Source organism: Chryseobacterium sp. FR048, assembly GCF_056844665.1.
In genome coordinates this window covers 110,704-137,094 of sequence record NZ_JBXDSE010000009.1, presented here as the reverse complement: position 1 = coordinate 137,094, position 26,391 = coordinate 110,704, and the positions used below count along the sequence as shown (strand labels likewise).

Here is a 26,391-nt window from a genome sequence, read left to right as displayed (position 1 = left end):
ATGAAAATTAAGATGTGTAAAACATTATTTCTTCTAATAATCACAATTACATTGCTATCATGTCAAAAAGATGATAAGAAAGATATTCTATCCTCGGATTATTTTTCAATTGCAACTAATTTAAAAACATTAAAAAATTATAAGGAAGTACCTATAAACGATACGATAAAAAAAGTATCAGGTAGATTTAATCAATATGAAATTAATGGATTTATAAATAATTTAGGTCAAAAAATAAATTGGTGGAATATCATTGATTTAAAAAAAGATGACGGATATAATGTAAGACTTGAGTACAGGATTATTGATAATAAAGAAAAAGTAAATCAATTTATTTTTTATCATCCAAAACATGGTAGTTACAAAATAAATAGTAAATTTTTTTTAAAGAAAAAAAATAAAAATACTTTGAGATATTCTTTTTACACTCCTAGTGAATATGAAAAAGTTAACTCTGTAGGAAAGTTTGAATATTATATTTTTATTGACAATAAACTAATTACAAGTAAGATTGTTGAATGTAAAAAGCAGGATAATGTTTTTTTTATTGATATCCCTTTTTCTAACACAAACAAGCATATTATTTTAAAAGGTTTATTTTCGGAATTATTTGAAGACAAAGATAAAAAGCTTGGGCAAAATGATATATATGTGTTAGATGACCTTAGCTTAAATCAAAAGCTCCCTACCGAAACTATTAGACTTTTTAATCCAAAATGATGTAATTGAAGCCACTCTTTGAGTGGTTTCAATTAGATTTATCAATGCAAGGATCATCTTGGGAATGATATGATTAGTTTTGCTAAAAATAATGAAGGAATCCTTGAAGTTACGGATACCAACAATTATTATCCATTTGGATTAAACCATATCACAGGAATGGTGAGTCTTTCTAATTTGGGAGGATTATATAGCTACAAATATAATGGTAAGGAGCTCCAAGAAACTGGAATGTATGATTATGGAGCGAGAATGTACATGCCGGATATTGGAAGATGGGGTGTGATTGATCCGCTAGCAGAAAAAATGACAAGACATAGTCCTTATAACTATGCATTTAATAATCCTATTAGGTTTATTGATCCTGATGGGCGAAGTCCTTTAAAAATAGGGAATCCTGAAAGTGCTGATGCAAAAAGATTACAAAATGCATTATCAAAAACCCAAACAGGTAGAGAAACTTGGCAAAAAATGGTTGATTCAGAGAATACAATATATATACATTATGTTGGAAACTCTACTACGCAAGTAGAATCAAAATATCTTTCGCTATCTGGAGCAAATGGTGAAACAATGACTGGAAAAATGTACAATGAATTAAAAACCAGTGGAAACATTTCTTCAAAATCAATGGATACGATGGGGAAATTTAATGAGGAAACTGGGGAATATAATAAAACAGATGATTGGAAAGATACACACATTGTATTAAGCGAAACTCAAGTAGATATAGGGAATGCTGTTGGAGAATCTATGTATGGAGAAAAAGGAAGCTTGATGGGGGATCTAAAAACAGGTGGCGAGGAAGCTGTTCACTCTACTCAAAATAGTTTGGATTTTAATCAAAAAACGAAAAATCCTTCTACAGGAAAGTTTATAGAAAATCAAAATACCAAATCATATAATGAAAGACAACATGAAATTGATGCAAAACAAAAAGCACAGAAAATGATTAATGAATTAATAAATTAACTATGGTAAGGATATTATTTTTCTTCTTATTTTGTTCTTTAAATGCTCAAAGAGTAGAGCCTATGCGAGATTGTTTTTGTAATACATATCCAAGTTCGAATACATTAAGAAAGTATTACAATCCGAATCATTCACTTTCTATCAGTTCTAAAAATTCTAAAGTATTTTCGTTATCAGATGGAATCGTTTCAAAAATAATTAAAAATGGTAATTCAAATAGTATTGTAATAAAAAGTGATAGTTTATTTTTTATATATTCAAATATTGTAAATATTCCTAAAAAAATAACTCCTCAACAATTAATTAAGAAGAACGAAATTATTGGAAAAGGAAATTTTTCCAATAAAAATTATTCTATAGAGATACAAATATACAAAGGGATTGAATTATTACCAGATATAGCAGAATATATTAAATGTAGTTATTACTCAAAATAAGTATGATATTTGGCAACTGGGCTCTTACATGTTTTTATAAGAAATTGATTGAGTTACAAATATAATGGAAAGGAGTTGTAGGAAAAGGATATTTATGATTCTGGAGCGAGGATGTATATGCCTGATCTAGGCAGATGGGGAGTTGTAGATCCGTTGGCGGAAACTTCGAGAAGGGGGTCGACATATACATATGCTTATAATAATCCTATACGATTCATTGATCCTGATGGTATGCAAGCAGAAGATAAGATCAAGATTTTTAATAATGGTAATATAGAAAGAACAAAGGATAACAATGCTTATGATACTATTACTAACGAAGATGAATCTAAATCAATCCAAATTGCAAGAACAAATGTAACAAAGGAAAATCCAACAGGAAATTCGCAGATTGGAGAAATGAAATCATTGCCCTTTGAATTACCTGAAAGTGATGGAGTGGAAGGAAGCGCAAGCTCAACATACAGTTATCTGCAAATACAGAATTATGATGCAGCAACTCAATTCTTTGAATTTGCAGCAGAAAATACAAAAGTAGAGTTTTCTCAAGATACATTTAATTTTAGTGATGGATATAGTACCAGTATTGTAAGTACCAATCATTCTGTTAATCAAAGTGTGAATGCAGGTGCTATGTTGGGAGCATATAGTTTTGGAGGACATACTATACAAGATGGAACCCATTTTGAAAATGTACACTCTCATCCTCCTGGTGCAAATGTGGGGCCTTCAGGTTGGAATGATAGATTTATAAATAATGTTCCAGTAATGACTTATGGTTTAAAGCAAGGAGATGCGAAATTTAGAAGTAATAACCCTCAAATTACAAATACATATCAATATGGTACTTGGAAATGGCCAACTCCTGGCAAAGGGTATTTTAAATACGACTCAAAAAATGCAATATTTATAGGTGGTAAAAAGAATTAAAAATGAAAAAGAATATATATTATCTACTGATTTTCTTTGTTTTAATACTTAGTTGTAATACAGCAATTTTTAATAAGGAAAATAATGCAGCAAGAAACATTGTTGCCAGTTACATAGAATATAGAAATCAACAAAAAGTAGTAAGTCCAAAAACAAATATTATTATTATCGGAGCACAAAGTGATGATGCTAAAAATGGAAATTATTGGATTGATTTATGTTTTGTAAATCCAGCATTATTAATGGATTTTAAATATTCTAAAGTGTATGAAATTAATGGGTATAAATTAATTATCAGCGAGGATTTAGATAAATCTTACTTATTAGAAAATACGTTTAAAGAAGTTCCATATGAAAATCTTAACTTAGCTAAAATGGCTATCACATACAATACAACCAATTGGCATATTACATTGAATAGTAGAAATGAAGTTGTTGAAATTTTACCTCAGGAAAAGTCAAATGAAATCAAAAGTCTTTTAGAAAAGAAAAGTATAAAATTTTCAAAGGATTATACAGATTAATCTTCATAAGCACAAAAAATGTACCAACAAGAATCTTTTTGTGTAGTTAGTGATAAAAACCATTGCTATTGTGATGGTTTTATCATTTTCAATCTAAGAAAATCGTTATATTTATCACTACAAAGATCACCTTGGCAATACCCGGGTAAACTTTGCAAAAAACAGCGCAAGCGCTCTTGAAATAACCGATACCAATAATTACTACCCATTTGGAATGAACCATATAGGTGGAATTAAAAGCCAGTTGGGAGGGTATTTGAATTATAAGTACAATGGTAAGGAGTTGCAGGAGACGGGTATGTATGATTATGGTGCGAGATTCTATATGCCGGATATTGGAAGATGGGGTGTTGCTGACCCGCTGGCAGAGAAGATGAGACGTTGGTCCCCCTGCTGGTGCGAGCGTCACGCTCGTATCTGATAAAATAGCATCAACCCTTTACAAATAGTAAGGGATTGGTTATTTAAAGCTGTAAGTACGAATCTATATTTTTGAAATATAGAAAATAAGTGTAGTTTTAAAATTGTTATTGTTGGTACGAGCAAGATGCTCGCACCAGCTTGGGTAAATTTAAATAAAAGAAAAAAAACTAAAATATGCCCAACTCGGTACTCCCGGATAAATATTAGGAATAGGTTAATGTTTATGAATGCAAAAGAATTTAAAGATAAAGTGCTTGAGGTTAGTCTTAAATGTATAGACAAAGAGCCAAAGGATTGGCTTACTTTTAATGATTGTATGAATACAGTTTTAGTAGACGACAATTATCAATCTGAGTTTGTTTTATTAGAGAAAAATGAATTGCCTATTTTAGAATGTAGTTTGGATAGCTCTTGTATGCTAGTTACTACTGAAAGAGTGATTTCGATAATAGATAGCCATTACGACGAGGTCTATTCTAAAGACTTTGAAGAATTATGCAATGATTATGAAAAATTTAATTATAAAACAGAAAATGATCAACATCCAAAGACTAATTTTATCTGTATAAAAAAGACCAACAAAACTAAATTATTAGCCATAATTGATTCTTATTATCCAGCATTTTTTTCCAAAATGTTAATATGTAATGCATTATTGTTTAAGAAAGAAGGGCGATGGTATCTTAACCCTGGCAAAAGGAATTATGAATAGAGATATTCTGACCACACAACCCCAAACAAGTAATTCATTGACTATTAGATCATTTTTAATATGAATTTTAAAATAATTTTTCCAGCCGGATATAATGTGACAGATCCTGATAATGACAATATTGATATAAATATTGTTTTAGAAAATAGAAAAGTCTTTTTTGCTACAATATTTACTTTGGAAAATGTCAGATATTTATTGGATGAGGGACCGGAAAGTTATTTTTGGGCGATAGATATGATTATTGCTAAGAATGTTACCAAGCTGGAAATTAAAAAGGTTATAACGGAAATTGTCAATGAAGGACACATCGGACATATTTGCTCTGAAATTGGTCATATAGAAGATGTATTTCCTGATCCGAAAACACAATACATGGATATAGAAGATATGACTTGAGAAAAATAATTGGCTAATGAAATATTGAGTCCGGAGTAAGATTTTAGAGTATATAATTAGTCTTTCAAATTCATCAATAACTATGGAAATTATAACTGATTTAGAGCATATCAATGAAATTTTAAAAGAGCCTCATTATGATACTGCCAGAATATGGTTATTTGATATAACTCACGTAAAACTGGCCCTAAAGCTTTATTCATACAAAAATGAGAATGTGATGTATTTAATATTGCCAGGCTGTCAATATATGAAAGGACCTTTTACATTAAAGTTGCCCCAATTATCGGTAAAGCGGCATATTAATAAAGAAACTTCAGAGGTTACATTTACGGTTGTAGAGGCTAATGCAGATTTTCAGCTTGTTTCTACTGGAGGAGTTATTCTTGCAATGGGTGAAGAATTGGAGTTTGGAGATTCATTCGAAGATTTTTTTTAAAAATAAATGAGAATATGCATCGATAAAATCCTCGAATATCTTCGTGGTGTACATTCTTATCTGAAATAATAAATGAAATTAGAAATAAATAAAGAACTTTTTGGCTTTCAACCTTATGAGTTTGAGAACTTTTTGATAGGATATGCGTTCACAAAAGGGTATGCATACAGAAATAAACTTATATGCGAATTATTAGAATTTAAAGAGGATGGTCATTTTTATGATTATCAAGATGAAAACGTTAATTTTTATAGCCCTACGGAAATTAATGAGAATGGAGGTTTCTTTTTTAAAATAAAAAAGAAATTCTTACTGACAGAAAATGAAAGCTTTTGGTTTTATACAAACTTTCAGATTGATAAGGATAAGGAGGAATTGGAAATTATAATGATTGAAGCAGTCTCAAAAATTAGCCAGAATAGTTATTATTGGACCTATTCTACCATGAATTATTTAATTGAAACAACCCATAAAAGATTGGAAGATATATTTGTTCAATATTATTCTACCGACATTGCCTTTGTCTTAAATAGATTTTTACTTTTGAAGGACATTAAAAAAAGTGATATCATTGAAAAGTTGCTGTCTTTGAATACAGAGGAACAAATAACTTCCGGATTTTATAAAAAATTTTAAGAAAGTTTGTCCATTTCTTTCTGTCAACTCTTGAAATTATAAAATGATGAATACTGAAGAACTGTTAGAAAAATATGAAAAATATACTATTGATAATAGAGAAGATTTATTATCCATGATGAGAAAAGAAGGTTTATCCATGGTACAATCAACAATGCTATTAGTTTTAAAATTTAAAATAAGTATTACAGAAGCAGATCAGTTAATTCTAAACTCGGAAACCTGGAAAGATGAAAAAGAAAAGGTGGAAGCGTTTAGAAATCAAATCTTTGACATTATTGATGAATGCTCTGATAAGACTTTAAAATAAATACAAAGGTCTTGCTCGTATCCCGATAAAATAAGAACAGCGTTTCTGCAGAAATACCCTATAAAAAAGGATATTCCAACACTGGAATATCCTTTCTTAATCTATGGAGTAGTCATGTCTACAATTTCAAAACTCTCTTTACTTTCCGTATGAGCAGAAAAATAGCCCAATGCTCCGTTGTTGATATTACTCGGCGGGTTGGCTGGGGTTGCACTGCCACCATTGCCTCCTGTGATTTGAAGAAGAGCATTGTAATACGTAAATATATTGGTACTGATACACTGCATTTCTACATGGATCTTATCGCCTGGTTTCACCTCATGATCCCTTCCTTTATTGTCGTCATTAGGAAGAATAAGAGGTTGTTGATTGGGTAGGCCGTTATTCACATTGTCTGAAAAAACATTCATGTATTTCTTAGTAAGATTATTGATGGTAAAACTAAAAAGATAACGGTTTCCCAGTGGGGCAGGGTCTGTAAAAACGGGTAGAAGAGTATAAGAAGTCTTGTCTCCGAATTTAAAAGAACTCTGTACCAGACCCATTAACGGTACCGGTTCAGGCATGGTGCTCTGTGCGGTATATTCTTTTCCTTCAGCCTTTACTTTCAGAGTGTATGTTCTGCCGGGATCACCATAGAATGTGGAGGTTTGATATTCCCCATTACCTACATAGTGAAGCGTTTCGGTTTGGCCGGCATCATCACTTAAAACCACTTCAGCTCCGGCAATAGCAGGATATTGATTAGGGCTCGAAAACCCTACGGATTTTGTAATTTTCACCGTATAAGGTCCTGGTTTATCCGTTACATTGCCTTCAATGACAATATTTCCGCTCTGATCGTTAAGGTCTACATCAATTTCCTTTTCACAGGAAGCAAGGGCAAACGCGGACAATATGATAAAAAATGATTTTTTCATGATTTAGAATTTAAAGTTATAAGTGATGTTAGGTACCCATCGGAATAAAGAAGTCTGCATGGCGCGGGTAGTTCCGGGACGGTCAGGATTATCTTCGAAATTGATAATGTAAGCATTCTCACGGCCATACAGGTTATAAATTCCGAAAGTCCAGGAACCGCGGAAACGTTTGTTGGATTCCGGTTCATAAGTAGCACTCAGATCCATTCGGTGGTAAGCAGGCATTCTGTCTGCATTTCTGTTGCTGTACTGGAATACTGTTTGCCCGTTCAGTTCATATTTTCCGGTAGGGAAGGTTACAGCATTTCCGGTACTGTAAACAAAAAGTCCGGAAAGGGTCCATTTTGGATTCAGTTGATAAGTGGCTACAATAGAAAGATCATGTGTTTTGTCCATTCTGGCATTATACCAGTTGTTATCATTGATGCCGTTGATCTTTCTTTCCGTTTTAGATAAAGTATAGGAAATCCATCCCGTAAGCTTTCCGCTTTTCTTTTTGGCAATAATTTCCAGACCATAGGCTCTGCCTTTTCCAAACAGAAGTTCACTTTCCACATCTGCACCCGTATCAAAGGCGATTTGCGCTCCGTTTTTGAAGTCGATCTGGTTTTGCATAGATTTATAGTAAATCTCAGCATTCAGTTCATAATTGTTATTGTTGAAATTTCTGCTGTAGCCTAAGCTGATCTGGTCTGCAATTTCGGGCTTCACGGTATAACTGCTTCCGATCCACTGGTCTGTAGGATTTCCGCTGTTGCTGTTGCTTAAAAGGTGCAGGTTCTGCGTATTGCGGGCATAAGCTCCTTTCACACTGCTTACCTCATTGATTCGGTAGTTGGCGGAAACTCTTGGCTCAATATTCACATAGGTTTTCCCGAATTTTCCCTTCTCAAGGAATCTGCTGTCCGTAAGAACCCCATTCTCATACGTATTGAAAGTATCACCTCCCAGAACACTGAACATCGAAAGCCTTGCTCCATAATTGATGGTCAGCTTTTCTGTCGCTTTAAAATCATCATTGATATATAAAGCATTCTCCCATGATTTTCTTGGATTTCTTGGATAGCTGCTTACACTCGTCCCTCCCGCACTGCTTGGAGTAATAGTATGATAGATCGACTGAAGACCAAAGCGTACAGAATGCTTATTGCCGGCAAACCACGTGAAATCCTGTTTAAGGTTCCAGTCCTGTATTTTAGAATTCAGATCAAAGACGCTGTCATCATTTTTCAGACTGATCTTATAATCATAATTGCTGTAAATAAAAGACGTGTTGGAGAATAATTTACTGTTGATAATGCTGTTCCAGCGTAATGTTGCCGTAGAATTTCCCCAGTCTGTAGAGAACGTATCTCCTAATCCCAGTACATCCCTCCCGAAATATCCCGAAAGATAAAGACGGTTGTTCTCATTCAGCTGATAATTAGCCTTTAAATTGAGATCGTAAAAATATAACTTATTGTCCTTGTAGTCTTTGGATGTTTTAAGAAACAGATCGGCATAGGTTCTTCTTCCTGAAACGATGAACGAAGATTTTTCCTTTTGAATCGGACCTTCCACACTCAGTCTGCTGCTGATCAAACCAATTCCTCCATTCACATTATAATTCTGATTATTTCCGTCCTTCATTTTCACGTCCAGTACAGAAGCTAGCCTGCCTCCATATTGTGCAGGGCTGTTTCCTTTGATAATGCTGGCATCTTTCAGCGCATCACTGTTGAAGGTACTGAAAAATCCAAGCAGGTGAGAAGCATTGTAAACCGGAGCTTCATCCAGAAGGATCAGGTTCTGGTCAGTAGCACCTCCCCGTACACTGAATCCGCTGTTTCCCTCACCACTGCTCTTAATTCCCGGTAGCAGCTGTATCGTTTTCATTACGTCTTTTTCACCAAAAAGAACCGGAAGCTTTTCTATACTTTTAATATTTAAGGTTTCCGTTCCCATTTGGGCAGACGACAGATTCTTGTCCTTCCTGATTCCTGTGATGACAACTTCATCAATCGATTTCGAGATGGCTTCCTGCTGGATAAGCGGAAGATCAAGCTTTATGTTCTGATCCACCTTGATCTGTTGTTCAAAATCCTGATATCCCGGATTTGAAATCACAATCGTATAGCTGCCTTCAGGAAGTGATAAAGAATAAAAACCATATTCATTGGCAACAACATTAATAGACGGGTTTTCACTTACTTTTACCGTTACTCCGATCAGTAGTTCACCGTTTTTTTTGTCTTTCACCGTTCCGCTTACGGAGTAGGTTTGCTGGGCGATTACAAAAGTACTGAAACAGAGCGCCGCAGTGGCTGCGGTAATCTTTAAAAAGGATGTTTGCATTAGTTTTATTTAAAAAGAAGTAGATCTTTTTCTATATTAAATAGTTTATTGATGTAGAATTAGTTGAACGAACAGGAGATTAGTTACACGCAAAAGCTTATTATTGAATAATTTAATTCCCTGAGCGGCGATTTCGTCTCAAAATATCCGAAAACTCCGGCAGCAAAGATAACAGAACTTATGTAAAGCATCGTATAATATTCAGACTATTATTATTTTAATTTTCAGTTAATTAAACGGAACAGGATAAATTATATTGCTGTGAAGAGAAGGAATGTTCTATTTTTGACAAACTAAATTTAAAATCCATGAAAGCGAAAGCGCCTTTTTATAGAGCATGGTTCTCGGATCAGAAGCAAAACGTATGGATTTAAAAACATTATAATAAAAAATATGGGTGATTTGAAGAAATGGGTACAGAATAATTGGTCTACAGCAATTCTGACGGTCTTGTTTGTGGTGATACTTGTGAATACAGACGCCAGAGCATGGCTGATGAGGCAGGTGGCCTCCACAGGATTATTAAACTCCGGTATATCAGAGCCTAAAGCTGGGGAGGTCGCTATTTCTTACCATGATTTTACGGTGAAAAATGAAGCAGGAATCCCTACAAATACATCAGATCTGAGAGGGAAAGTGGTTTTTATCAACTTTTGGGCATCATGGTGCCCTCCATGCCGGGCAGAATTTCCTTCCATTCAAAAGCTGTATGACAAATACCGTTCCCATCCCGATATGGTTTTTCTGACCATTAATCTGGATGACGATCAGGCATTGGGAAAAGCTTATCTTAAAGAAAAAGGCTTTACCATTCCATTTTTGACGCTATCAGGAAACATTCCGAAAGAAATATATGACGGTTCATTGCCTACCACTGTGGTTCTCGATAAACAAGGAACCATAAGACTTCGGCATACAGGAGTTGCTGATTACAGTAAAGACTCCTTTTATGCAGATATGGAGGCATTATTGAAATAACAGAATGATGATCCGTTGCAAAGTTAAGCGGCTGGAGAATCATCAACAGTCATCATTTGAAAATTGAGTATACATGACGAATTTCATCCTATGATTTTATTTAAAATACAGCCCATTGAAGCTATCGAAAAACAGATTTTAAAAGCTCAGAATAGTTTTCAAAACTTTCCTGCAACGGTTGATTTCCCTTTCCCTGAACGATATAAAAAGCTGGTGACTTCAATAAAAACCATTGAGCTGGCATCAGAAGCCATTCTGTATAATTCGGTTGAAGCGGTTAACGAAAATAAAGAATCCGAACTGCCGGATTATTGGTGCTTTGCAGGTAACGGACAGGGCGACCGATGGTTTTTAGGTCGGCGTGATGAGGTATTTTTCTATGATCACGATGATGAAAAACTACGAACTATGCACATCAGTTTTGAACAATGGCTGCAAATGGCATTTGTCATTCAGCAGCTGGATCAGTATTTTGATGAATATGATGAGATTCCGGAAGCCATTCAACAAAGTTTTTATGATACTTTGAATAGCATTCATCCCACACTGGGAGAAAATTATCCTTTTAGCATTTAGAATTGGATGAGAGGATGGAAACTGAAAGTAGAAAGTTATGAATTCACACACCTTTCCTTTTTAAAGATTGTCGAACCCGGTAAAAAGCCCTATTTTTGAATCAAAAGAATTAACACCATTTTCCACATTTCATATGACAATAGAACAGTTGAAGGAGAAAGCCCGGCCACTGATCCGCAAGGTACAGTTATTTATGGAGGCTGATGGCCCGGATGAAAAAACAGCATATGCTAACGAAGATTTACCCACCCGCTTTATTGTAAAGCATTTGAATCAATGGATGGGGCTCACGGAAACTCAGGACGAATTCAGCTTTATACCAATCGATATAGAATCTGTTGATCTGACTTCATATACCCCGCTGACAGAAAAAACAACGGAAGTCTATCCGCCTTTTGAAACATTGATGCATTACGGCGATGAAGAAATTCAGGCATGGATTGCCGAAAATGATGGCGATCGGGATGACCTGTGTAGCTTAGCAGCTTTTGTGCCTGAGGAATACACGGATATTTGGATGGATTCACACCCTATCTACTCCAATGACGGGATTTTTGCCTATCAGGGAGGCTGGGCGATGATATGGCCAGAAGATGATGTACCGATGGAATGGGATGAAAACCTTGAATTTCTCTTTCAAATTGGAGTTCAGGATGAACCGTTTATAGAAGTTTTCTATGACCGGAAAAACAAAACGTATACTTGCATAGAACGCTATACATAGAATAAAGGTCTTCCATCGGAGGATGTCCACCGCCTGCTGTACAGGAATAGTTAAATGATAATGGGTGTACTCATACAGAAACTGCATCTGTACGTTGGCTCCCGCAGAAGCTCTGTCTTTCAGGAAGATTTTTAAGGCCTTTTCATGATTGGTGAGAAAGTTCATCTTCGAAACGGCTTTCAAGTTCACCCAGAATCCTGTTGTCGTGATTGGAAAACTTCTTTTGATCAGTATATCAAAATATTGAATGGCATTCATTATGATATATTTACTGAAATACAAATGGCGGCAATGAGTTCCTTTATGAAAAAACAGTATTTTTATAGGTTAAGAAATAGGATATGCCGGATCAGCTAAGGAATCACATCGAAAAAATACTTCCCCTCAATGATGAAGAATATGAGCTTATATCGTCCTGTTTTACTCATAAGAAATACAAGAAACATCAGTTCCTGGTTCAGGAAGGTCAGGTGGTACCCTATAATTATTTTGTACTGAAAGGACTATTGAAACTCGTGTACACAGACGAAGCAGGAAAAGAACATATCATAGGATTTGCCATGGAAGATTGGTGGGAAACCGATTTTCCGGCTTATTATCATCAGACACCGGCAACCATGTCACTGGAATGTCTGGAAGATACGGAAGTATTGTGCCTGAAACTGGAGGACTACAGAAAACTTTGCACTGAACTTCCGAAATTGGAGCACTTCTTCCTTGAAAAAGCTTATATGGGATTTATTGCAGCTCAGCAACGGATTATTTCTACGATGACGATAGGCATAAAAGAACGTTACGATCAGTTATTAAAAAAATACCCTTCACTCATTCAGCGGGTTCCGAAATCCCTTCTTGCTGCCTATCTGGGAGTTTCCAGGGAAACATTGAGCCGTCTGCCTCTGTAAATAGTGATTTCTGTCACTTCATAATTGTGATCCCGATCACAGTGATTTGCTGTACATCTTCTGCAATTTTGCAAAGTCATGTATAACAAAATCTAATGAATACAATGGAAAAAAGAACCGTAAACCCATGGAAATGGCAGGAAGGACGCAGCTATTCGCAGGCTGTTGAAGTAAAAAATGTGGAAGCCACTTTATATTGTTCCGGTCAGGCAGCCATTGATCCTGACGGTACCTCGAGTAATAAAGACATGAAAAGTCAGCTGGAGCAGGCTATAGCCAACCTTGAGGAAGTGATCACAACAGCAGGCTATGAATGTAAAGGAATTGTAAGGTTAAACATATACACTACCTCTGAAGAAGAACTCTGGCCTCATTTTCCTATCCTTCAGGAATGGATTGCAAAACATCAGATTGAGCAGGCTGTTACGATGCTTGAAGTCAACAGGCTCTTTGAAACTTTAAAAGTGGAATTAGAAGCTACAGCGGTTAAATAGCCATTCATAATTGTGCTTAAAACTCAACCTCCGGATGTATTTCGGAGGTTTTTTCTTACCTTTATCTACATTAAATCATAATGATCAAGAAGATATGAATATTCAACTTTCTTCAAAAAATGCACTCGTAGGAGGTGCTACCCAGGGAATAGGAGCAGGAATCGCCATTGAGTTGGCAAAATGCGGAGCCAATGTCACGGTAATGTCACGCAATGAGGCTAAACTTAAAGATTTCGTAGAATCATTACCCCGGCCAAATGCTGATCAGAAACATCAATATCTTGTAGTCGATTTTTCTGATTTTGAAAACTATAAAAAAATAATCACAGAATATTTTAATGCTCATTCCATCGATATTCTGGTCAATAATACCAATGGTCCGGAACCTGGCCTAGCGTTGGACAAAAATACAGATGATTACCAGACAGCATTTGATTTGCTTTTTAAAACCGTTTGTGAAACAACTTTGCTGGCCTTACCACATATGATCAAGAAAGGAAATGGACGGATCATCAATGTTTCCTCACTATCGGTGAAAGAGCCCATCGGAAATCTGGCCCTTTCCAATTCCATTCGCTCTGCGGTAATAGGCTGGGCAAAAACTTTATCTAAAGAAGTCGCAGAACATAATATTACCGTCAATAATATCCTTACCGGGTATTTTGATACCGAAAGAATTCAAAATCTGATCCACCATGAAGCCGTGCAGACCGGAGCCTCTACAGAAGGCATCAGAAAAGCCAGGGAAAATAAAATCCCGATGAAAAGATTTGGAAAACCGGAAGAATATGGGCATCTCGTTGCTTTCCTGGCCTCAGAATATGCCTCATACCTTACCGGAACTAGCATCCCTTTAGATGGTGGGTTGAATAATACCTATTAATATTTATCAGACAAAACGAACTTTATTCAGAACATTGATTTTCAGGAGGATTTCAATATTGTAAGTTCTTACATGATCAGTAATATGGGTTCTTTTTTCAGTTTTAGACCCATATATTTGTTCTGAATGCAATTTTTTTCAATTTTTCATGTAATAAACTCTTTTCCCCAGTTGTCTTACAGATATTATTGGAAAATAGTATATGAAAAACTGGTCTTTTAAAAAATGGAACACCGTACTCGGGTGGTTCCTCTTTGCTGTTGCATTAATCACGTATTGGTCTACCATGGAGCATTCTCTGAGCTTCTGGGATTGTGGAGAATATATTTCTTCTGCTGTAAAGCTCGAAGTTACCCATGCTCCGGGAGCTGCTTTGTTCCAGATTATGGGAGCGGTGGCCAGTATTTTTGCTTTGGGCAATGTAGAGAAGTATTCCATTGTCATCAATGCCATGTCAGCATTATTCAGTGCATTCACTATTTTGTTCCTCTTCTGGACCATTACCCATTTTGTAAGAAGGCTTTTAAACAAGGATTTTGAAGAGATCAGCCAACATCAGGAGATTGCCATTCTGTTTGCCGGTGTGATCGGAGCTTTGTGTTTTACTTTCTCCGATACCTTCTGGTTTTCAGCAGTAGAAGGAGAGGTGTATTCTATGGCGTCTATGTTCATTGCTTTGCTGGTGTGGCTCATCACGAAATGGGAGAATGAGTACAAAGCAGCTGACAGTGAGCGGTGGATCATTCTTATTTTCTTTATCATAGGGCTTTCCGTAGGCGTTCACATGATGTGTATGCTGGCCATTCCGGCGGTATGTCTGGTGTATTATGCCAGAAACTATACTTTTACCTGGAAGAGCTTCATTCTGGCCAACCTGATTACCCTTGGCGTTCTTGCCTTTGTATTCAAAATAATTTTCCCACTGATCATGACGATGTTTGGGAAGCTTGAGATTTTCTTTGTGAACGGATTGGGTCTTCCTTTCCATTCAGGAACCGTTGCTGCTTTTATGATCATGGCGGCTATTAGTTATCTTATCATCAGATATGCGGGAAAAACAAAGAAAAACATCTATCAGACCGTTGCGCTGTCGATTGTATATATGATTATAGGTTTTTCGTGCTGGATGGTGATTCCGATCAGGGCGAATGCCAATCCGCCAATGAACCTTAATGATCCGGATACAGCAATTGGTATGAGAGATTATTACAATAGAGAACAGTACGGAGACTGGCCAACAATCTATGGCCAAAATTATACCGCCTTCCTTGATAAAAACGGAATAGAAAAAAATGAAGACGGGAGTTATAAAAGGAATATAACAGGGGATATTTATGAGAAAGATGAAAAAACCGGAACCTATAGAAAAACCGGTGAGCGTTTCAATTATGTATTCAATAAGTCACATATAAGCTTCATGCCAAGGATGTTCAATGAAGATAAGGATGTAATGGCCAATTATATTGCGATGTATGGAGCACCTGATTTTACCTTTAATTATGATAATGAAGATGTTGCAGATAATCCCGAAGCCAAAAGAATTTTTGAGGAATTAAGAGCAAAATATGAAGATGATTCCATTACTGCAGCCGATTATCTGAAGGTAAAGCCTTATGATCTCATCAAGGTGCAGAAGCCTTCTCTGGCTCAGAATATGGATTATTTTATTTCCTTTCAGAACGGCTATTATTTTGTGAGATACCTGATGTGGAACTTTGTGGGAAGGCAGAATGACCTTCAGGGACATATGGAAAATACCCAGGGAAACTGGATTTCAGGCTTCTCGTTTATTGATAATGCCCTATGGGGAGATCAGGATCATATTCCGGCTAAATTTAAAAATGAAAGTACGGTTAAATTCTTCTTCCTGCCGTTAATTTTAGGATTAATTGGTTTCTTTTTTCAGCTCAACAGAGATTTTGGACGGTTTTATGCGCTTCTTTCCCTTTTTATCCTCACCAGTGTCGGAATTGTTTTCTATACAGGAGTGAAACCTTTTGAAGTAAGAGAAAGAGACTATGCCATGGTAGGATCATTTTACGCTTTTGCCATCTGGATCGGATTGGGAGCAGGAGCTGTTCTCTGGTTCTTGCAATCAAAAATAAAATCTAATGCAGTCAATATGGTATTAGGAGTAGTTTTGTTGGGAATTCCTTTGATGATGGGATTCCAGAATTACACCGCGCATGACAGGAGCAAAAAGTCTGCAGCCTATGATTCCGCATATTCTTTCCTGGCATCGTTGCCTAAGAATGATATTATTTTTATTTATGGTGACAATGATACTTTCCCGGTCTGGGCAATTCAGGAGACGGAAAGATTCAGAGATGATGTGAAAACCGTCAACTTTACCCTGCTAGCCACTCCATGGAATATTGATCAGGTAAAAAGAAGAACATACAATGCTATGGGAATTCCGGGTGAACTGACGCATGAAGAGTATAGAGATGGGGTGAATGACCAGGTGTATCTGATGAAAAAACAAGACTGGGAAGGGCTTTTTGCAATGTTAAAAGAACAGGGAGCTCCTGAAACGGAATTTCAGGAATTCAGAAAATATCTAACACAGGATTCTCTGACACTGAAAGAGGCCATGAAGTTTCTTAAGTCTAAATCTCCTGCAAAAGATGAATTACTGAAAATGTACTTCGGCGAAAATGAATATGAAAAGTATAATATTATTCCGGTAAACAAATTCATTCTTCCTGTCAATAAGGAAAATGCAGTGAAGGCAGGAATTATCAACCCGTCTGATCTTCCGAATACCGTTGATCAGATCACCATCAACTACGAAGGATCTACCCTTTACAAAAGCCATCTTATGATGCTGGACATGCTTGCCAATTTCGATTGGAAACGTCCTGTTAACTTTTCATCAGGAGGGATGTACGACAGTGAAAATATTTTCTATCTCGATGATTACCTTCAATTTGACGGTTTCAGTTACAGACTGGTACCGATCCGTACTCCGCAGAGCCCGGATGGAGATAAGGGAAGGGTAGATGCCAATTCTCTTTACAACGTGGTGAAAAACTACAAATGGGGGAATTTCAAAGACCTGAGTATTTATTATGACGAAACGGCAACTTCCAATATTCTAGGCTACAGAATGTCTGTAGGAAGAGCTGTTTCTGCACTCGTTACTAGTGGGCAAAAAGCTAAAGCCATCGAATTACTGAATCTTGCAGCCAGAGAAATTCCTGCGGAAAAATACAATGATCCGCGTTCATTGAGTTCCATTGTAAACGGATATATCGTTACAGGGCAGGAACAGAAAGGACTTCAGCTGGCAGAAAACCTTAAAAAAGGAATATTTGATGAATATGACTATTATATGAAACTTACTCCATCATTTCAGGCTGCTGCCCGCCGACAAATAAGATCGAAGCCAATGGAATATGCACTGGTGATTTCTGCAGTTACAGACGCTTACAGAACGCTGGGGCAGAATGACAAGGCATATGCGTATCTGCTGAAATCAGTACAACCTATTGATAAAAAGTTCAATGCCTTTATCCATGCGCTTCAGCAGATGAACAAAGAAAAAGCGATGAAAGAAGCTGGGAAAGTTCAGCAGATTGTTCCTTTCTATCAGTACTTATTTGATGTGATGAAACCTTTGGATTCCAATTATTCAAAAAAGAAGGAAGAGCAGATCACGACTGCGATGATGAGGGCTACCCAATAAAAAAATAGGACCATTAAGACCAGATAAGGTTTAAGAAAGAAGGATTTGTTTTATCGTTTTGTTTTAAAGTCACTTGACTTTACCTTATTTCTTTTCAACCTTATCTTCTTGATGGTTAAAAATCGGTTTCAAAAGGACTATTCTGAGCACCAATCTATCAGTTTGTAACTACCTTTCTGAAATATAGAATTCATTCTAAATGGGCGTAGGATTACGGTATACTTTGCTGCTTTTTCTCAGATCTGACGGTCTGGATTGGGTAAACTCACTGAACGTATCACTAAATGCGCTGATGGAGCTATAGCCCACGTCATTTGCAATTTCGTTGATCGGTTTGTCTGTATTTAAAAGCAATTCGATTGCTTTGATGATCCTTAAGGTTTTCAGATACTGAAGAAAAGAAATATCCATATCAGCTTTAAAAAGGCGAGACATAGAGCGCTCACTCAACCCGAATCTGGCACTTACATTCGCTAGGGTCAGCTTTTCTCCGATATTCCATTCAAGATAAGAGACAATTTTCATCATCTGTTTATTATGCGTGGCAGGAAGAATGATCGGTAAAGGCTGTTTGTGGGTTTTGGGTAAGATTTTTTTTAACGCCACTAAAAATTCAAAATTTTCGTCCCGTTCCGTCACATGTTTTTCATCCCATATCTCCGTATACTTGATCATCTGAATCAAAAGTTCGGATGCCGGATAAATTCCCAACTTGCCATAAAACGGGTCAGAAGCATCATCGTGGGCATAAAAATAAAGAGAACGCAGAACAGTAGCGGTGTGCCCAACTTCTAAAATATGCTCCATGCCCTGCGGAATCCAGAAGAAGTGTCTGGCAGGCACTACGTACGTTCTGTTATCGATGGTGATATAGGCAATACCGCCTTCTACATAGCTTAGCTGGCCCTTGGTATGCTTATGAAACGGGATCAGTTTCTCCGATTTTTCATGCATCACAAACACACTTTTATCGTGTTTATCAATATCCGGAAGTGCAGCAATTAACCCCATGTGAAAAATAATTTGAGATGAAAATGCAAATATAATCATTTGGCCGGAATCATGTAAAACTTGACTATTTTAGATAAAAATAATATCCGGATTGAAGATAAATTTGCAGTGCAATAATTTCGAAAAATTCAAATGAAAATCTATGTCACCGGACTGCTGATGCTGGGAGTTTCCTACACAATATCAGCCCAAGCAGGCAGTTCAAAGAATGATACCATCCGGATCTCTCTAAAAGACGCATGGCAAAGAGCTGAAGAAAACAGCCGTCATATTAAAATCAAAACCATCAATGTAGACATCGCCGAAGCCGAAGTAAAAGATGCCAAACGGGAACGGCTTCCGGAAATAGAAGTGAAAGGTTCTGCAGAAAAAGCTTCCAATATTCCTATCTATGAAAACGGAATTTTTTCTAAACCTACCCAGCATGAAGTCATCCACACCCTTTACAGAGCCGGAGCGGATTTTTATTTAAATATTTACAACGGAAATAAACTGAATCTTAAAATCAGGGAAAACCAAACCCTTCAGAAAATCAAAAATATACAGAAAGAACAGTCTGTTTCTGACATTCATTACAAAACAGCAACCCTTTATCTTGAGCTGCAGAAAACCTTAATTTTCAGAGACCTTATCAAAAAGGATATTGAAGACCAGAAAACACAGCTTAAAGAAATACAGGCCTTGTACAAAAACGGGGTAGTGCTGAAAAGTGATGTTTTAAGAATCGAACTGGAGCTTTCCAAACGTAAAATGACCCTGGTCACCATAGAAAATGATATTCTCATTGCGACCCAGAAACTGAATATTATTTTAGGAATTCCTGATGATCAGATCGTTATTCCGGATGTGCCATTCAATCAGTGGAATGAAAATACAACCTATGCAGACTATCTGAAGCAGGCACTGGATCACTCATTTGACTATCATGTTTCTGAACAGCAGACAGAATTGAGCATGATCAAACTGAAGCAGGTAAAAGCCAATGTAAGACCGAAAATAGGAATGTACGGAGAATTTTATTATGCCAATCCGCAGATCTTCCTTTATCCTTACAACCCTTATTGGTACTCATTGGGTATTGTAGGGATTAAAGCTTCGTTTTCCATTTCCTCCCTTTATCACAATACGCAGAAGGTAAAAGCCGCAGCTCTGGAATTTGAAAAAGAAGAAGAAGTACATAAAGATACCGAAGATAAGATAAGACAACAGGTAAAAGAAGCCTATTTACGCTATCAGGAAGCACTTGAGCAGATCAAAGTCGCTGAAACCAATGTAGCTCAGGCAAAAGAAAATGCCCGTATTATCAAAAATACTTACTTCAGCCAGACTTCCCTTATTACAGAACTTCTGGATGCTGATATACAGCTTCTTCAGACCAAATTTGAACTGGAAGCAGCAAAGATTATGGCACAAAACAATTATTATTTATTACAAAATATCACAGGCGTTTTATAAAACAATGAAAAAAAAATACACCCCTACCGACAGACTGATCACAAAGATTACAGGATGGATCTCCGTTTTTATCGTTGCCGCACTTATTGTCTGGGGCGGTTTTACCCTTAAAAGCTACTATAAATATGAACAGACCAATGATGCCCAGATCCAGGAATATGTAAACCCTGTCATCTCAAGAGCAGGCGGATTCATTGTAGCCGTAAAATTTGAGGAAAATCAGGAAGTAAAGAAAGGGGACACCCTTTTACTGATCGATAACCGCGAATATGTTCTTCAGCAGAAACAAACCCAGGCCGCCCTTCAGAAAGCCCGTGCACAACTGAAAGTGTTGGAAAGCAATACCGGTACTACAGAGAAAGAAGCGGCTTCAGCGCAGGCTCAGGTAGATGCCAGTAAAGCAAAAGTATGGAAGCAACAGCTTGATTATAACCGATACAAAAAGCTTTATGATGAAGAATCTGCTACCCGACAAAGGCTGGAAGATGTAAAAGCTACACTGGATGTGAACGAAAGTGACTATAAATCTTCTCAGGATAATTATGCGGCTTCTGTTTCCAAAATCAATGATATTCAGGCCGAAAAAACGGTGGTACAGGCTGAGATAGTAAGATTAGAAGCTTTACTGGACCGTCATAAACTGGATGTAAGTTATACAGCTGTCGTTGCATCATATGATGGCAGAATGGGACGCAGAACAGTAGAAGTGGGGCAGATGATTGATGCCGGAGAAACCCTTGCCTTTATCGTGAATAATGAAACCGATAAATGGGTGGTTGCCAATTATAAGGAAACGCAGATCAAGGATATGCATATCGGGGACCGTGTGAAAATAGTAGCCGATTCTTATCCTGACCAGGAATTTCAGGGAACCATTATTTCATTATCACCCGCAACAGGTTCAAGTTTTTCGCTGCTGCCACCAGATAATTCTACCGGAAACTATGTGAAAATTGTACAGCGTATTCCCGTAAGAATCCGGGTGGATGGTAAAAGAAAAGATATTGACATTCTCAAAATGGGAATGAACGTAAACGTATACGCCAATAAAAAACATTCCTGATGGGAAGAAGACAAATGCCCTTTTTTAAAAGATGGGCACCGGAATGGCTGGTGAAAATCATTCTTTTCTCCATGACCTTACCCGGGATCATCATATTTTTCTTACCCCTTACCAACATCAATGCTGCTGCAGGATATTATGGATGTGAGCCTGCTGATATTCAGTTTTCAGTAGCCCTGTTCTATGCTGGCTATGTAGGGTTTTACAGCCTGGAAAGAAGATTTTTCAGTTTTCTGGCCGCTAAGGAATATTTTCTTCTGTTTACCACCTTGCAGATATTCGCCTGCCTGGTGTGCTACTGTACTCGTGAAGTATATATTCTTTTTCCTGTACGTTTTCTTCAGGGAATGCTGTTTGCCGGAAATGTCAATCTTTCCCTTACACAGATTTTTACAAGATTAAATAGTGAAAGAGGGCGGGAAATCAGTTTTTCCGTATTTTTTGGCATCCTGCTTTGTGCTTTACCTTTCAATAATCTGATTACGGCAGATCTTATAGACTCTTATAACTTTAATATCGTCTATAAAACAGCGATCTTTTCATACCTTCCGGGACTTGTCTTCCTGACCCTTGCCATGAGTAATTACAGAACACATGCCAGATTTCACCTGTATAAACTGGACTGGCAGAGTTTTGCAGTTTTCAGTACAATATTAGTGCTCATAGGATATATTACCATTTTCGGGCAGGAATATTATTGGCTGGAAGATCCCCGGATCTTAGGAAGTGTAATAGGGATCATTGTTTTGGGGGGAATATCGGTTTTTCGCCAGCATTCTATTAAAAGACCTTATATTGATCTCAGAGTTTTCAGATACAGGAACTTCAAAGTAGGTCTGATGATTCTGTTCATCATGTATATCTGTCGTTTTGCATCAGGGATTACCAATACTTATTTTGCGACAGAGCTGCACCTTGACCCGTTTTATATTTCCTATATCAATATTTTCAATCTTTCAGGGCTTATTATTGGGGTCATTATTGCCTGCTGTATGGTTTTGCAGAAAAAAAAGATACAGTATATATGGGTGCCGGGGTTTTTGATGTTGTTGCTGTTTCATGCACTGATGTATTATTCGTTTGATGTTCAGGCGAATGAATTCAATTATTATATTCCTTTGTTCCTTCAGGGATTGGGAGTAGGATTGATCATGGTTCCTACGATTATTTTCATTATATCATCCGTTCCGGCGTCCATTGGGCCATCGGCGGCGGCTACGGCATTGGCGATCCGTTATTTGGGGTTCTGTGTCAGCATAGCGCTGATCAATTTTTTTGAATTGTATGAGAAGAGCCGTCATTATAATGCTTTTCAGGATCATTTGAGTGCTGTAGACCCTTTTGTAAAAGATTTTCTTCATAAGCAGACGGCTAAACTTACGGCTAAAGGAATGCTGGAAGATCATGCAGTAAAAGCCTCCAACAAATTATTAGTGGCAAGGCTTAATGTTCAGGATCACGTACGCTTTGCGATGGATTATTACGAAATAATGGTTTGGCTTCTTGCAGGCTTCCTATTATTGATTCTTCTTTTTCCATACCTGAACCGTACGGCACTTTATTTAAAATCCCGCAGACTATCACCTGCATAGATATATGGTGGAACTTTTCCCCGATGTGAATTTTTTTTAATTCAGGATTTTAAATACCATCAGAAAGTATAGCTGTTATAGCTAATTTTATAGTAAGAGTGGTAAGACTGTCTTGAGAAGGCAGTCTTTTTTTTGTCCGAAACTGTTATTTTTTTGTCATTGCAGCCATGGTGCATTGTCGCTACATTTGTATCATAAATATTAAGAGATGGAAATGCAGGAAAAGATGATCAGCACAAAAAATATAGTACTCCTGGTTTTACCACAGGTGCAATTGTTGGATGTGGCAGGTCCCTGCGATGTTTTTACATCGGCTAATCTCTTTTTGTCAGATGATACCTCTGAGTTGAGGTATCGTGTTCATATGGTATCCGGTACTTCAGATAAAATCATCTGCTCAGGCTCAGGAATACCTTTAACCTGCAGTCATACGATTGATGATATAGATTTTCCTATAGATACCTTACTGGTTGCAGGAACTACATTAACTGTATTGGACGAGATCAATCCCGGTCTTTATGAGTATCTGCAGAGTCTGACAACCCACGCAAAGCGCATAGGATCAGTCTGTGTCGGAGCATTTGTGCTGGCAAAAGCAGGCCTTCTGAACGGAAAACAGGTAACTACTCACTGGAAATATGCCGATTTACTGCAGCAGACTTACCCTGACCTTAAGGTGAATGTCAACCCGTTTTTTATCCGGGATCAGCAGATTTATACGTCAGGCGGTGTTTCCTCGGGGATGGATCTGGCATTGGCATTATTGGAAGAGGATTTTGGAAAACCACTGGCCTCGGAAGTGGCCAAGCACCTTGTATTACATTTAAAAAGGCCTGGAGTGCAATCTCAGTTTGGAAATGTTCTGCCTGAGTATGAAATGCTGTCTCCTTTTACCAAACAGATCCGGGATTTGCTGAAAGATAAACTAGATAAGGCCATTAGTATAGAATATATGGCAGAATCTGTAAATATGAGTGTCCGCAATTTCTCAAGAGTATTTTTGAAAGAATCAGGAATGACGCCCGGAAAATTTCTTGAAAAAATGAGACTGGATCAGGCAAAAAATATGCTGGAATACACGGATATGACTATCGAAATGATTACTGAAAAGTGTGGTTTCGGAAGTATAATTTCCCTCCGCCGGCTGTTCTTAAAATATTTGTCCCTGTCTCCGGCACAGTATCGTAAAAACTGTAAAGGAACCCCATAATTTTTTTCACTTTTTGAGACTTAGTAAGGCTGATGATTATTTGTCAGCAGGGAAAAGCCATGTCTATTCTAAACACAATAATTTTTAAATATATCATTATGACGCAGAAACAAAATGGCAAAACAATGAACGTTGCATTTTTAATTTATGATCAGGTAGAAGCGCTCGATCTGACCGGACCTTTAGATGTTTTCGTAAAAGCAAATGTCATACATCCTGGAAGTTATAACTGTTTTACCGTCGGAAAAACCGGAGAAGCAGTGTATATGGAAGCCAATACAATGGCAATTACCCCAACATATGATCTGCAGACTGCTCCCAGGCCGGATATGATCGTAATTCCGGGAGCAAATCCGGATCAGGTAATGAAATATCTGCAGGATGATGATTTTCAGGAAACCGTAATGGGATGGATCAAAGATCATTATAACAAAGGGACCACCATATTTACGATCTGTACAGGAAGTATGCATCTGTCCCGGACAGGTATTCTGGATCATTATGAGATTACTACCCATTCCATGTTGTTGGATGTGTTGGAACAGCATAATCCGAAAAGTATCGTAAAGAGAAATGTTCGTTTTGTAGATCAGGACAGACTGATTACAACTGCCGGAATTACGGCCGGAATAGATGCCGCTCTTTATCTGGTAGGCAAACATTACGGATCGGAAATGACAGATACCATTGTGAAACTTTTTGAATATCAGCAGAGAGGTTTGAATGCCTGATTCCAAAGATTAGATTCATAAATGGCAACCTTTATTCTCCGTAAAAAGATAAAGAGAATGATGAGGTGTTTTTGCTGGCCCCAGGCCAGCAAAAACATTTTATGGTATTGGGAATAACGTTTTATAAAACTCCGCTTTCCAATATTGAAAAGGTTTGATCAATACAGTTGATTTCTGCGAGTTTTCCGTAGGGAAGCGTGAAGGTAGGGCAGGTGTGGCCAAAATCCATCCGGGTGATGACAGGAAGATCATATAAGCCTTCTTCGTCAAGTACTTTCAAGAGTTCCGTTTCATATTCTTCCGCATAGAGATTGTCGTAAGGCCGGCCGAAAATAATTCCTTTAGCATGAGCAAGAATTCCCATAGAAGCATAGTTTCTTAGCCACCATCTTACATACTCCGGTTTTGGTTTATCTTCTGAAGTTTCAAAAAATAAAATACCTCCTTTCCATGTTTCCAGATCCGGCCAGTAATCAGTTCCTTTCAACATTTCCAATACCTCCATACAGCCGCCGATCAATGGGCCCTGAGCAATAGAATTGCCCCTGATGAAACGCCAGCCTGAAGATGGAGTCAGTTTTCGTTGTACATCCTGTAAAGAAACATCAAACCAGTCTAGAAATTCCGTGGTCCAGCCTTCCTGATTCGGATGAATCTGCCCGATAACGGCTGGGGAGAATAAGACTTTGTTGAGGTCATTGATCTGATAATCATGCATCGCACCATTTTCAGCAAATCCTACCAGTAAAGAAGTGCCATAAAATGAACTTAGACCTGCTTTAAGACAAATAAAATGAGTAACCGTACTGTCGGAAAATCCCAGAAATATTTTGGGATTATTTCTGATCACATCCAGATCAATATACTTTAGCATTCTGATACTGTCATCACCGCCAATATTTGAGATAACCGCCTTTATGGAAGGATCAGCAAAGGCTTCCATGAGATCATTGGCTCTTGCTTCCGGATGATTATAGATCCATTCTGCCGATTGCAGAGCATGTTTTGTTTCAGTTACTTCCAGATTGAACATTAGGATTAAACGCTCTTTGCCTTTTGAATATCGGTGTGGTAAATCGCCGGCTGCTCCCCATGACATTGAAATGGCTGCTACTTTATCACCGCTGGTTAATCTTTTGGGAGTAATTAATTTCATAAATATCAGACTATTAAAAAACAGAAAACTGAGATGATGATGATTCACCTGTTGAAAAGATAAATCGCTAAAGGCTTTTGACCCTCATTTCTTTCAAAAATAGGACATCTTGAGAAGAAATGCAAGATAAGTTTGTCATCCCATCCAATAAGTTTTATGGAAAAAATAG

27 protein-coding genes and 1 pseudogene are annotated in these 26,391 nt (G+C 37.2%); 24 read left to right on the top strand and 4 right to left on the bottom strand.

All coding sequences use genetic code 11. The features are described 5' to 3' along the window. The 12 genes and pseudogenes from AC106K_RS22880 to AC106K_RS22825 all read left to right on the top strand — a co-directional run bounded on the left by AC106K_RS22880 (position 1) and on the right by AC106K_RS22825 (position 6,502). The gene (locus tag AC106K_RS22880) at positions 1-720 is read left to right on the top strand and encodes a hypothetical protein (protein WP_482447794.1); all 720 of its coding nucleotides are present in this window, start codon (positions 1-3) and stop codon (positions 718-720) included. A gap of 69 nt (positions 721-789) precedes the next feature. Continuing rightward, on the top strand, positions 790-1,692 hold the full coding sequence (locus AC106K_RS22875) for an RHS repeat-associated core domain-containing protein (protein ID WP_482447792.1): 903 nt from the start codon (positions 790-792) through the stop codon (positions 1,690-1,692). A 2-nt stretch (positions 1,693-1,694) separates the two neighbouring features. After that, entirely contained in the window at positions 1,695-2,129 is a 435-nt protein-coding gene (locus AC106K_RS22870) for a hypothetical protein (RefSeq protein ID WP_482447791.1), read from the top strand. 111 nt (positions 2,130-2,240) lie between these two features. Beyond that, positions 2,241-2,303 (top strand): annotated as a pseudogene (locus AC106K_RS22865) (hypothetical protein); the annotation flags it as partial. Positions 2,304-2,360: 57 nt separating this feature from the next. After that, positions 2,361-3,059, top strand: coding sequence for a JAB-like toxin 1 domain-containing protein (locus AC106K_RS22860; protein WP_482447884.1), 699 nt, complete (start codon positions 2,361-2,363; stop codon positions 3,057-3,059). Between the two features lie 2 nt (positions 3,060-3,061). Continuing rightward, complete coding sequence (locus tag AC106K_RS22855; RefSeq protein WP_482447790.1) at positions 3,062-3,583, top strand: hypothetical protein; 522 nt, start codon at positions 3,062-3,064, stop codon at positions 3,581-3,583. A 109-nt stretch (positions 3,584-3,692) separates the two neighbouring features. After that, a complete protein-coding gene (locus AC106K_RS22850; protein ID WP_482447883.1) occupies positions 3,693-4,004 on the top strand; it encodes an RHS repeat domain-containing protein in 312 nt (103 codons plus the stop codon). Positions 4,005-4,229: 225 nt separating this feature from the next. Next, positions 4,230-4,718, top strand: a complete 489-nt coding sequence (locus AC106K_RS22845) for a hypothetical protein (RefSeq protein ID WP_482447789.1) — start codon at positions 4,230-4,232, stop codon at positions 4,716-4,718. A gap of 60 nt (positions 4,719-4,778) precedes the next feature. Next, positions 4,779-5,117, top strand: a complete 339-nt coding sequence (locus tag AC106K_RS22840; RefSeq protein WP_482447787.1) for a hypothetical protein — start codon at positions 4,779-4,781, stop codon at positions 5,115-5,117. Between the two features lie 82 nt (positions 5,118-5,199). Further along, a complete protein-coding gene (locus AC106K_RS22835; RefSeq protein WP_482447785.1) occupies positions 5,200-5,556 on the top strand; it encodes a hypothetical protein in 357 nt (118 codons plus the stop codon). Positions 5,557-5,628: 72 nt separating this feature from the next. Beyond that, on the top strand, positions 5,629-6,192 hold the full coding sequence (locus AC106K_RS22830; protein WP_482447783.1) for a hypothetical protein: 564 nt from the start codon (positions 5,629-5,631) through the stop codon (positions 6,190-6,192). Between the two features lie 43 nt (positions 6,193-6,235). Then, positions 6,236-6,502, top strand: coding sequence for a hypothetical protein (locus AC106K_RS22825; RefSeq protein WP_482447782.1), 267 nt, complete (start codon positions 6,236-6,238; stop codon positions 6,500-6,502). 101 nt (positions 6,503-6,603) lie between these two features. Here the strand turns inward: AC106K_RS22825 and AC106K_RS22820 are convergent, their stop codons facing one another. Together AC106K_RS22820 and AC106K_RS22815 are read right to left on the bottom strand one after the other, a co-directional pair. After that, positions 6,604-7,422 carry a DUF4249 domain-containing protein gene (locus tag AC106K_RS22820; RefSeq protein WP_482447781.1) on the bottom strand — a complete coding sequence of 273 codons (819 nt, stop codon included), beginning with the start codon at positions 7,420-7,422 and terminating at the stop codon, positions 6,604-6,606. A 3-nt stretch (positions 7,423-7,425) separates the two neighbouring features. Continuing rightward, entirely contained in the window at positions 7,426-9,756 is a 2,331-nt protein-coding gene (locus AC106K_RS22815; RefSeq protein ID WP_482447780.1) for a TonB-dependent receptor, read from the bottom strand. Between the two features lie 393 nt (positions 9,757-10,149). Between AC106K_RS22815 and AC106K_RS22810 the strand changes: the two genes are divergently transcribed. From AC106K_RS22810 to AC106K_RS22780, 7 genes are all read left to right on the top strand, one after another. Next, positions 10,150-10,734, top strand: coding sequence for a TlpA family protein disulfide reductase (locus AC106K_RS22810; RefSeq protein WP_482447779.1), 585 nt, complete (start codon positions 10,150-10,152; stop codon positions 10,732-10,734). A 90-nt stretch (positions 10,735-10,824) separates the two neighbouring features. Then, entirely contained in the window at positions 10,825-11,310 is a 486-nt protein-coding gene (locus tag AC106K_RS22805) for an SMI1/KNR4 family protein (protein WP_482447777.1), read from the top strand. A 133-nt stretch (positions 11,311-11,443) separates the two neighbouring features. Then, positions 11,444-12,034, top strand: a complete 591-nt coding sequence (locus tag AC106K_RS22800) for a hypothetical protein (RefSeq protein WP_482447776.1) — start codon at positions 11,444-11,446, stop codon at positions 12,032-12,034. 341 nt (positions 12,035-12,375) lie between these two features. Continuing rightward, a complete protein-coding gene (locus AC106K_RS22795; RefSeq protein WP_482447774.1) occupies positions 12,376-12,939 on the top strand; it encodes a Crp/Fnr family transcriptional regulator in 564 nt (187 codons plus the stop codon). A 104-nt stretch (positions 12,940-13,043) separates the two neighbouring features. Next, complete coding sequence (locus AC106K_RS22790) at positions 13,044-13,433, top strand: RidA family protein (RefSeq protein WP_482447773.1); 390 nt, start codon at positions 13,044-13,046, stop codon at positions 13,431-13,433. Positions 13,434-13,527: 94 nt separating this feature from the next. Continuing rightward, positions 13,528-14,316 carry an SDR family oxidoreductase gene (locus AC106K_RS22785; RefSeq protein WP_482447772.1) on the top strand — a complete coding sequence of 263 codons (789 nt, stop codon included), beginning with the start codon at positions 13,528-13,530 and terminating at the stop codon, positions 14,314-14,316. 202 nt (positions 14,317-14,518) lie between these two features. Continuing rightward, a complete protein-coding gene (locus AC106K_RS22780) occupies positions 14,519-18,004 on the top strand; it encodes a glycosyltransferase family 117 protein (RefSeq protein WP_482447770.1) in 3,486 nt (1,161 codons plus the stop codon). A gap of 195 nt (positions 18,005-18,199) precedes the next feature. On the opposite strand, the gene AC106K_RS22775 is transcribed toward AC106K_RS22780, so the two are convergent. Next, positions 18,200-19,015: a helix-turn-helix domain-containing protein gene (locus AC106K_RS22775; protein ID WP_482447769.1), complete on the bottom strand. Its 816-nt coding sequence runs from the start codon at positions 19,013-19,015 to the stop codon at positions 18,200-18,202. A 132-nt stretch (positions 19,016-19,147) separates the two neighbouring features. On the opposite strand from AC106K_RS22775, the gene AC106K_RS22770 reads away from it, so the two are divergent. The 5 genes from AC106K_RS22770 (at position 19,148) to AC106K_RS22750 (ending at position 25,066) form a co-directional block, all read left to right on the top strand. Next, a complete protein-coding gene (locus tag AC106K_RS22770; RefSeq protein WP_482447767.1) occupies positions 19,148-20,470 on the top strand; it encodes a TolC family protein in 1,323 nt (440 codons plus the stop codon). Between the two features lie 4 nt (positions 20,471-20,474). Beyond that, positions 20,475-21,533: an HlyD family secretion protein gene (locus AC106K_RS22765; protein WP_482447766.1), complete on the top strand. Its 1,059-nt coding sequence runs from the start codon at positions 20,475-20,477 to the stop codon at positions 21,531-21,533. Continuing rightward, positions 21,533-23,125 carry an efflux MFS transporter permease gene (locus AC106K_RS22760; protein ID WP_482447765.1) on the top strand — a complete coding sequence of 531 codons (1,593 nt, stop codon included), beginning with the start codon at positions 21,533-21,535 and terminating at the stop codon, positions 23,123-23,125. Before AC106K_RS22765 ends, AC106K_RS22760 begins: the two co-directional genes overlap by 1 nt. Positions 23,126-23,333: 208 nt before the next feature. Continuing rightward, entirely contained in the window at positions 23,334-24,335 is a 1,002-nt protein-coding gene (locus AC106K_RS22755; protein ID WP_482447764.1) for a GlxA family transcriptional regulator, read from the top strand. A gap of 98 nt (positions 24,336-24,433) precedes the next feature. Continuing rightward, positions 24,434-25,066 (top strand): DJ-1/PfpI family protein, encoded by a 633-nt coding sequence (locus tag AC106K_RS22750; RefSeq protein ID WP_482447763.1) that lies wholly within the window; start codon positions 24,434-24,436, stop codon positions 25,064-25,066. Between the two features lie 121 nt (positions 25,067-25,187). On the opposite strand, the gene AC106K_RS22745 is transcribed toward AC106K_RS22750, so the two are convergent. After that, a complete protein-coding gene (locus AC106K_RS22745; RefSeq protein ID WP_482447762.1) occupies positions 25,188-26,222 on the bottom strand; it encodes a S66 family peptidase in 1,035 nt (344 codons plus the stop codon). Between the last annotated feature and the right edge of the window lie 169 nt (positions 26,223-26,391).

Bases quoted from the DNA above. Each gene is read 5' to 3' on its own strand.
- AC106K_RS22800 (WP_482447776.1), top strand. From the start codon at position 11,444: ATGACAATAGAACAGTTGAAGGAGAAAGCCCGGCCACTGATCCGCAAG.
- AC106K_RS22760 (WP_482447765.1), top strand. From the start codon at position 21,533: ATGGGAAGAAGACAAATGCCCTTTTTTAAAAGATGGGCACCGGAATGG.
- AC106K_RS22860 (WP_482447884.1), top strand. From the start codon at position 2,361: ATGCAAGCAGAAGATAAGATCAAGATTTTTAATAATGGTAATATAGAA.
- AC106K_RS22780 (WP_482447770.1), top strand. From the start codon at position 14,519: ATGAAAAACTGGTCTTTTAAAAAATGGAACACCGTACTCGGGTGGTTC.
- AC106K_RS22795 (WP_482447774.1), top strand. From the start codon at position 12,376: ATGCCGGATCAGCTAAGGAATCACATCGAAAAAATACTTCCCCTCAAT.
- AC106K_RS22790 (WP_482447773.1), top strand. From the start codon at position 13,044: ATGGAAAAAAGAACCGTAAACCCATGGAAATGGCAGGAAGGACGCAGC.
- AC106K_RS22755 (WP_482447764.1), top strand. From the start codon at position 23,334: ATGGAAATGCAGGAAAAGATGATCAGCACAAAAAATATAGTACTCCTG.
- AC106K_RS22870 (WP_482447791.1), top strand. From the start codon at position 1,695: ATGGTAAGGATATTATTTTTCTTCTTATTTTGTTCTTTAAATGCTCAA.
- AC106K_RS22770 (WP_482447767.1), top strand. From the start codon at position 19,148: ATGAAAATCTATGTCACCGGACTGCTGATGCTGGGAGTTTCCTACACA.
- AC106K_RS22785 (WP_482447772.1), top strand. From the start codon at position 13,528: ATGAATATTCAACTTTCTTCAAAAAATGCACTCGTAGGAGGTGCTACC.
- AC106K_RS22750 (WP_482447763.1), top strand. From the start codon at position 24,434: ATGACGCAGAAACAAAATGGCAAAACAATGAACGTTGCATTTTTAATT.
- AC106K_RS22805 (WP_482447777.1), top strand. From the start codon at position 10,825: ATGATTTTATTTAAAATACAGCCCATTGAAGCTATCGAAAAACAGATT.
- AC106K_RS22765 (WP_482447766.1), top strand. From the start codon at position 20,475: ATGAAAAAAAAATACACCCCTACCGACAGACTGATCACAAAGATTACA.
- AC106K_RS22880 (WP_482447794.1), top strand. From the start codon at position 1: ATGAAAATTAAGATGTGTAAAACATTATTTCTTCTAATAATCACAATT.
- AC106K_RS22845 (WP_482447789.1), top strand. From the start codon at position 4,230: ATGAATGCAAAAGAATTTAAAGATAAAGTGCTTGAGGTTAGTCTTAAA.
- AC106K_RS22775 (WP_482447769.1), bottom strand. From the start codon at position 19,015: ATGGGGTTAATTGCTGCACTTCCGGATATTGATAAACACGATAAAAGT.
- AC106K_RS22745 (WP_482447762.1), bottom strand. From the start codon at position 26,222: ATGAAATTAATTACTCCCAAAAGATTAACCAGCGGTGATAAAGTAGCA.
- AC106K_RS22810 (WP_482447779.1), top strand. From the start codon at position 10,150: ATGGGTGATTTGAAGAAATGGGTACAGAATAATTGGTCTACAGCAATT.
- AC106K_RS22820 (WP_482447781.1), bottom strand. From the start codon at position 7,422: ATGAAAAAATCATTTTTTATCATATTGTCCGCGTTTGCCCTTGCTTCC.
- AC106K_RS22825 (WP_482447782.1), top strand. From the start codon at position 6,236: ATGATGAATACTGAAGAACTGTTAGAAAAATATGAAAAATATACTATT.
- AC106K_RS22855 (WP_482447790.1), top strand. From the start codon at position 3,062: ATGAAAAAGAATATATATTATCTACTGATTTTCTTTGTTTTAATACTT.
- AC106K_RS22875 (WP_482447792.1), top strand. From the start codon at position 790: ATGATTAGTTTTGCTAAAAATAATGAAGGAATCCTTGAAGTTACGGAT.
- AC106K_RS22815 (WP_482447780.1), bottom strand. From the start codon at position 9,756: ATGCAAACATCCTTTTTAAAGATTACCGCAGCCACTGCGGCGCTCTGT.
- AC106K_RS22835 (WP_482447785.1), top strand. From the start codon at position 5,200: ATGGAAATTATAACTGATTTAGAGCATATCAATGAAATTTTAAAAGAG.
- AC106K_RS22840 (WP_482447787.1), top strand. From the start codon at position 4,779: ATGAATTTTAAAATAATTTTTCCAGCCGGATATAATGTGACAGATCCT.
- AC106K_RS22830 (WP_482447783.1), top strand. From the start codon at position 5,629: ATGAAATTAGAAATAAATAAAGAACTTTTTGGCTTTCAACCTTATGAG.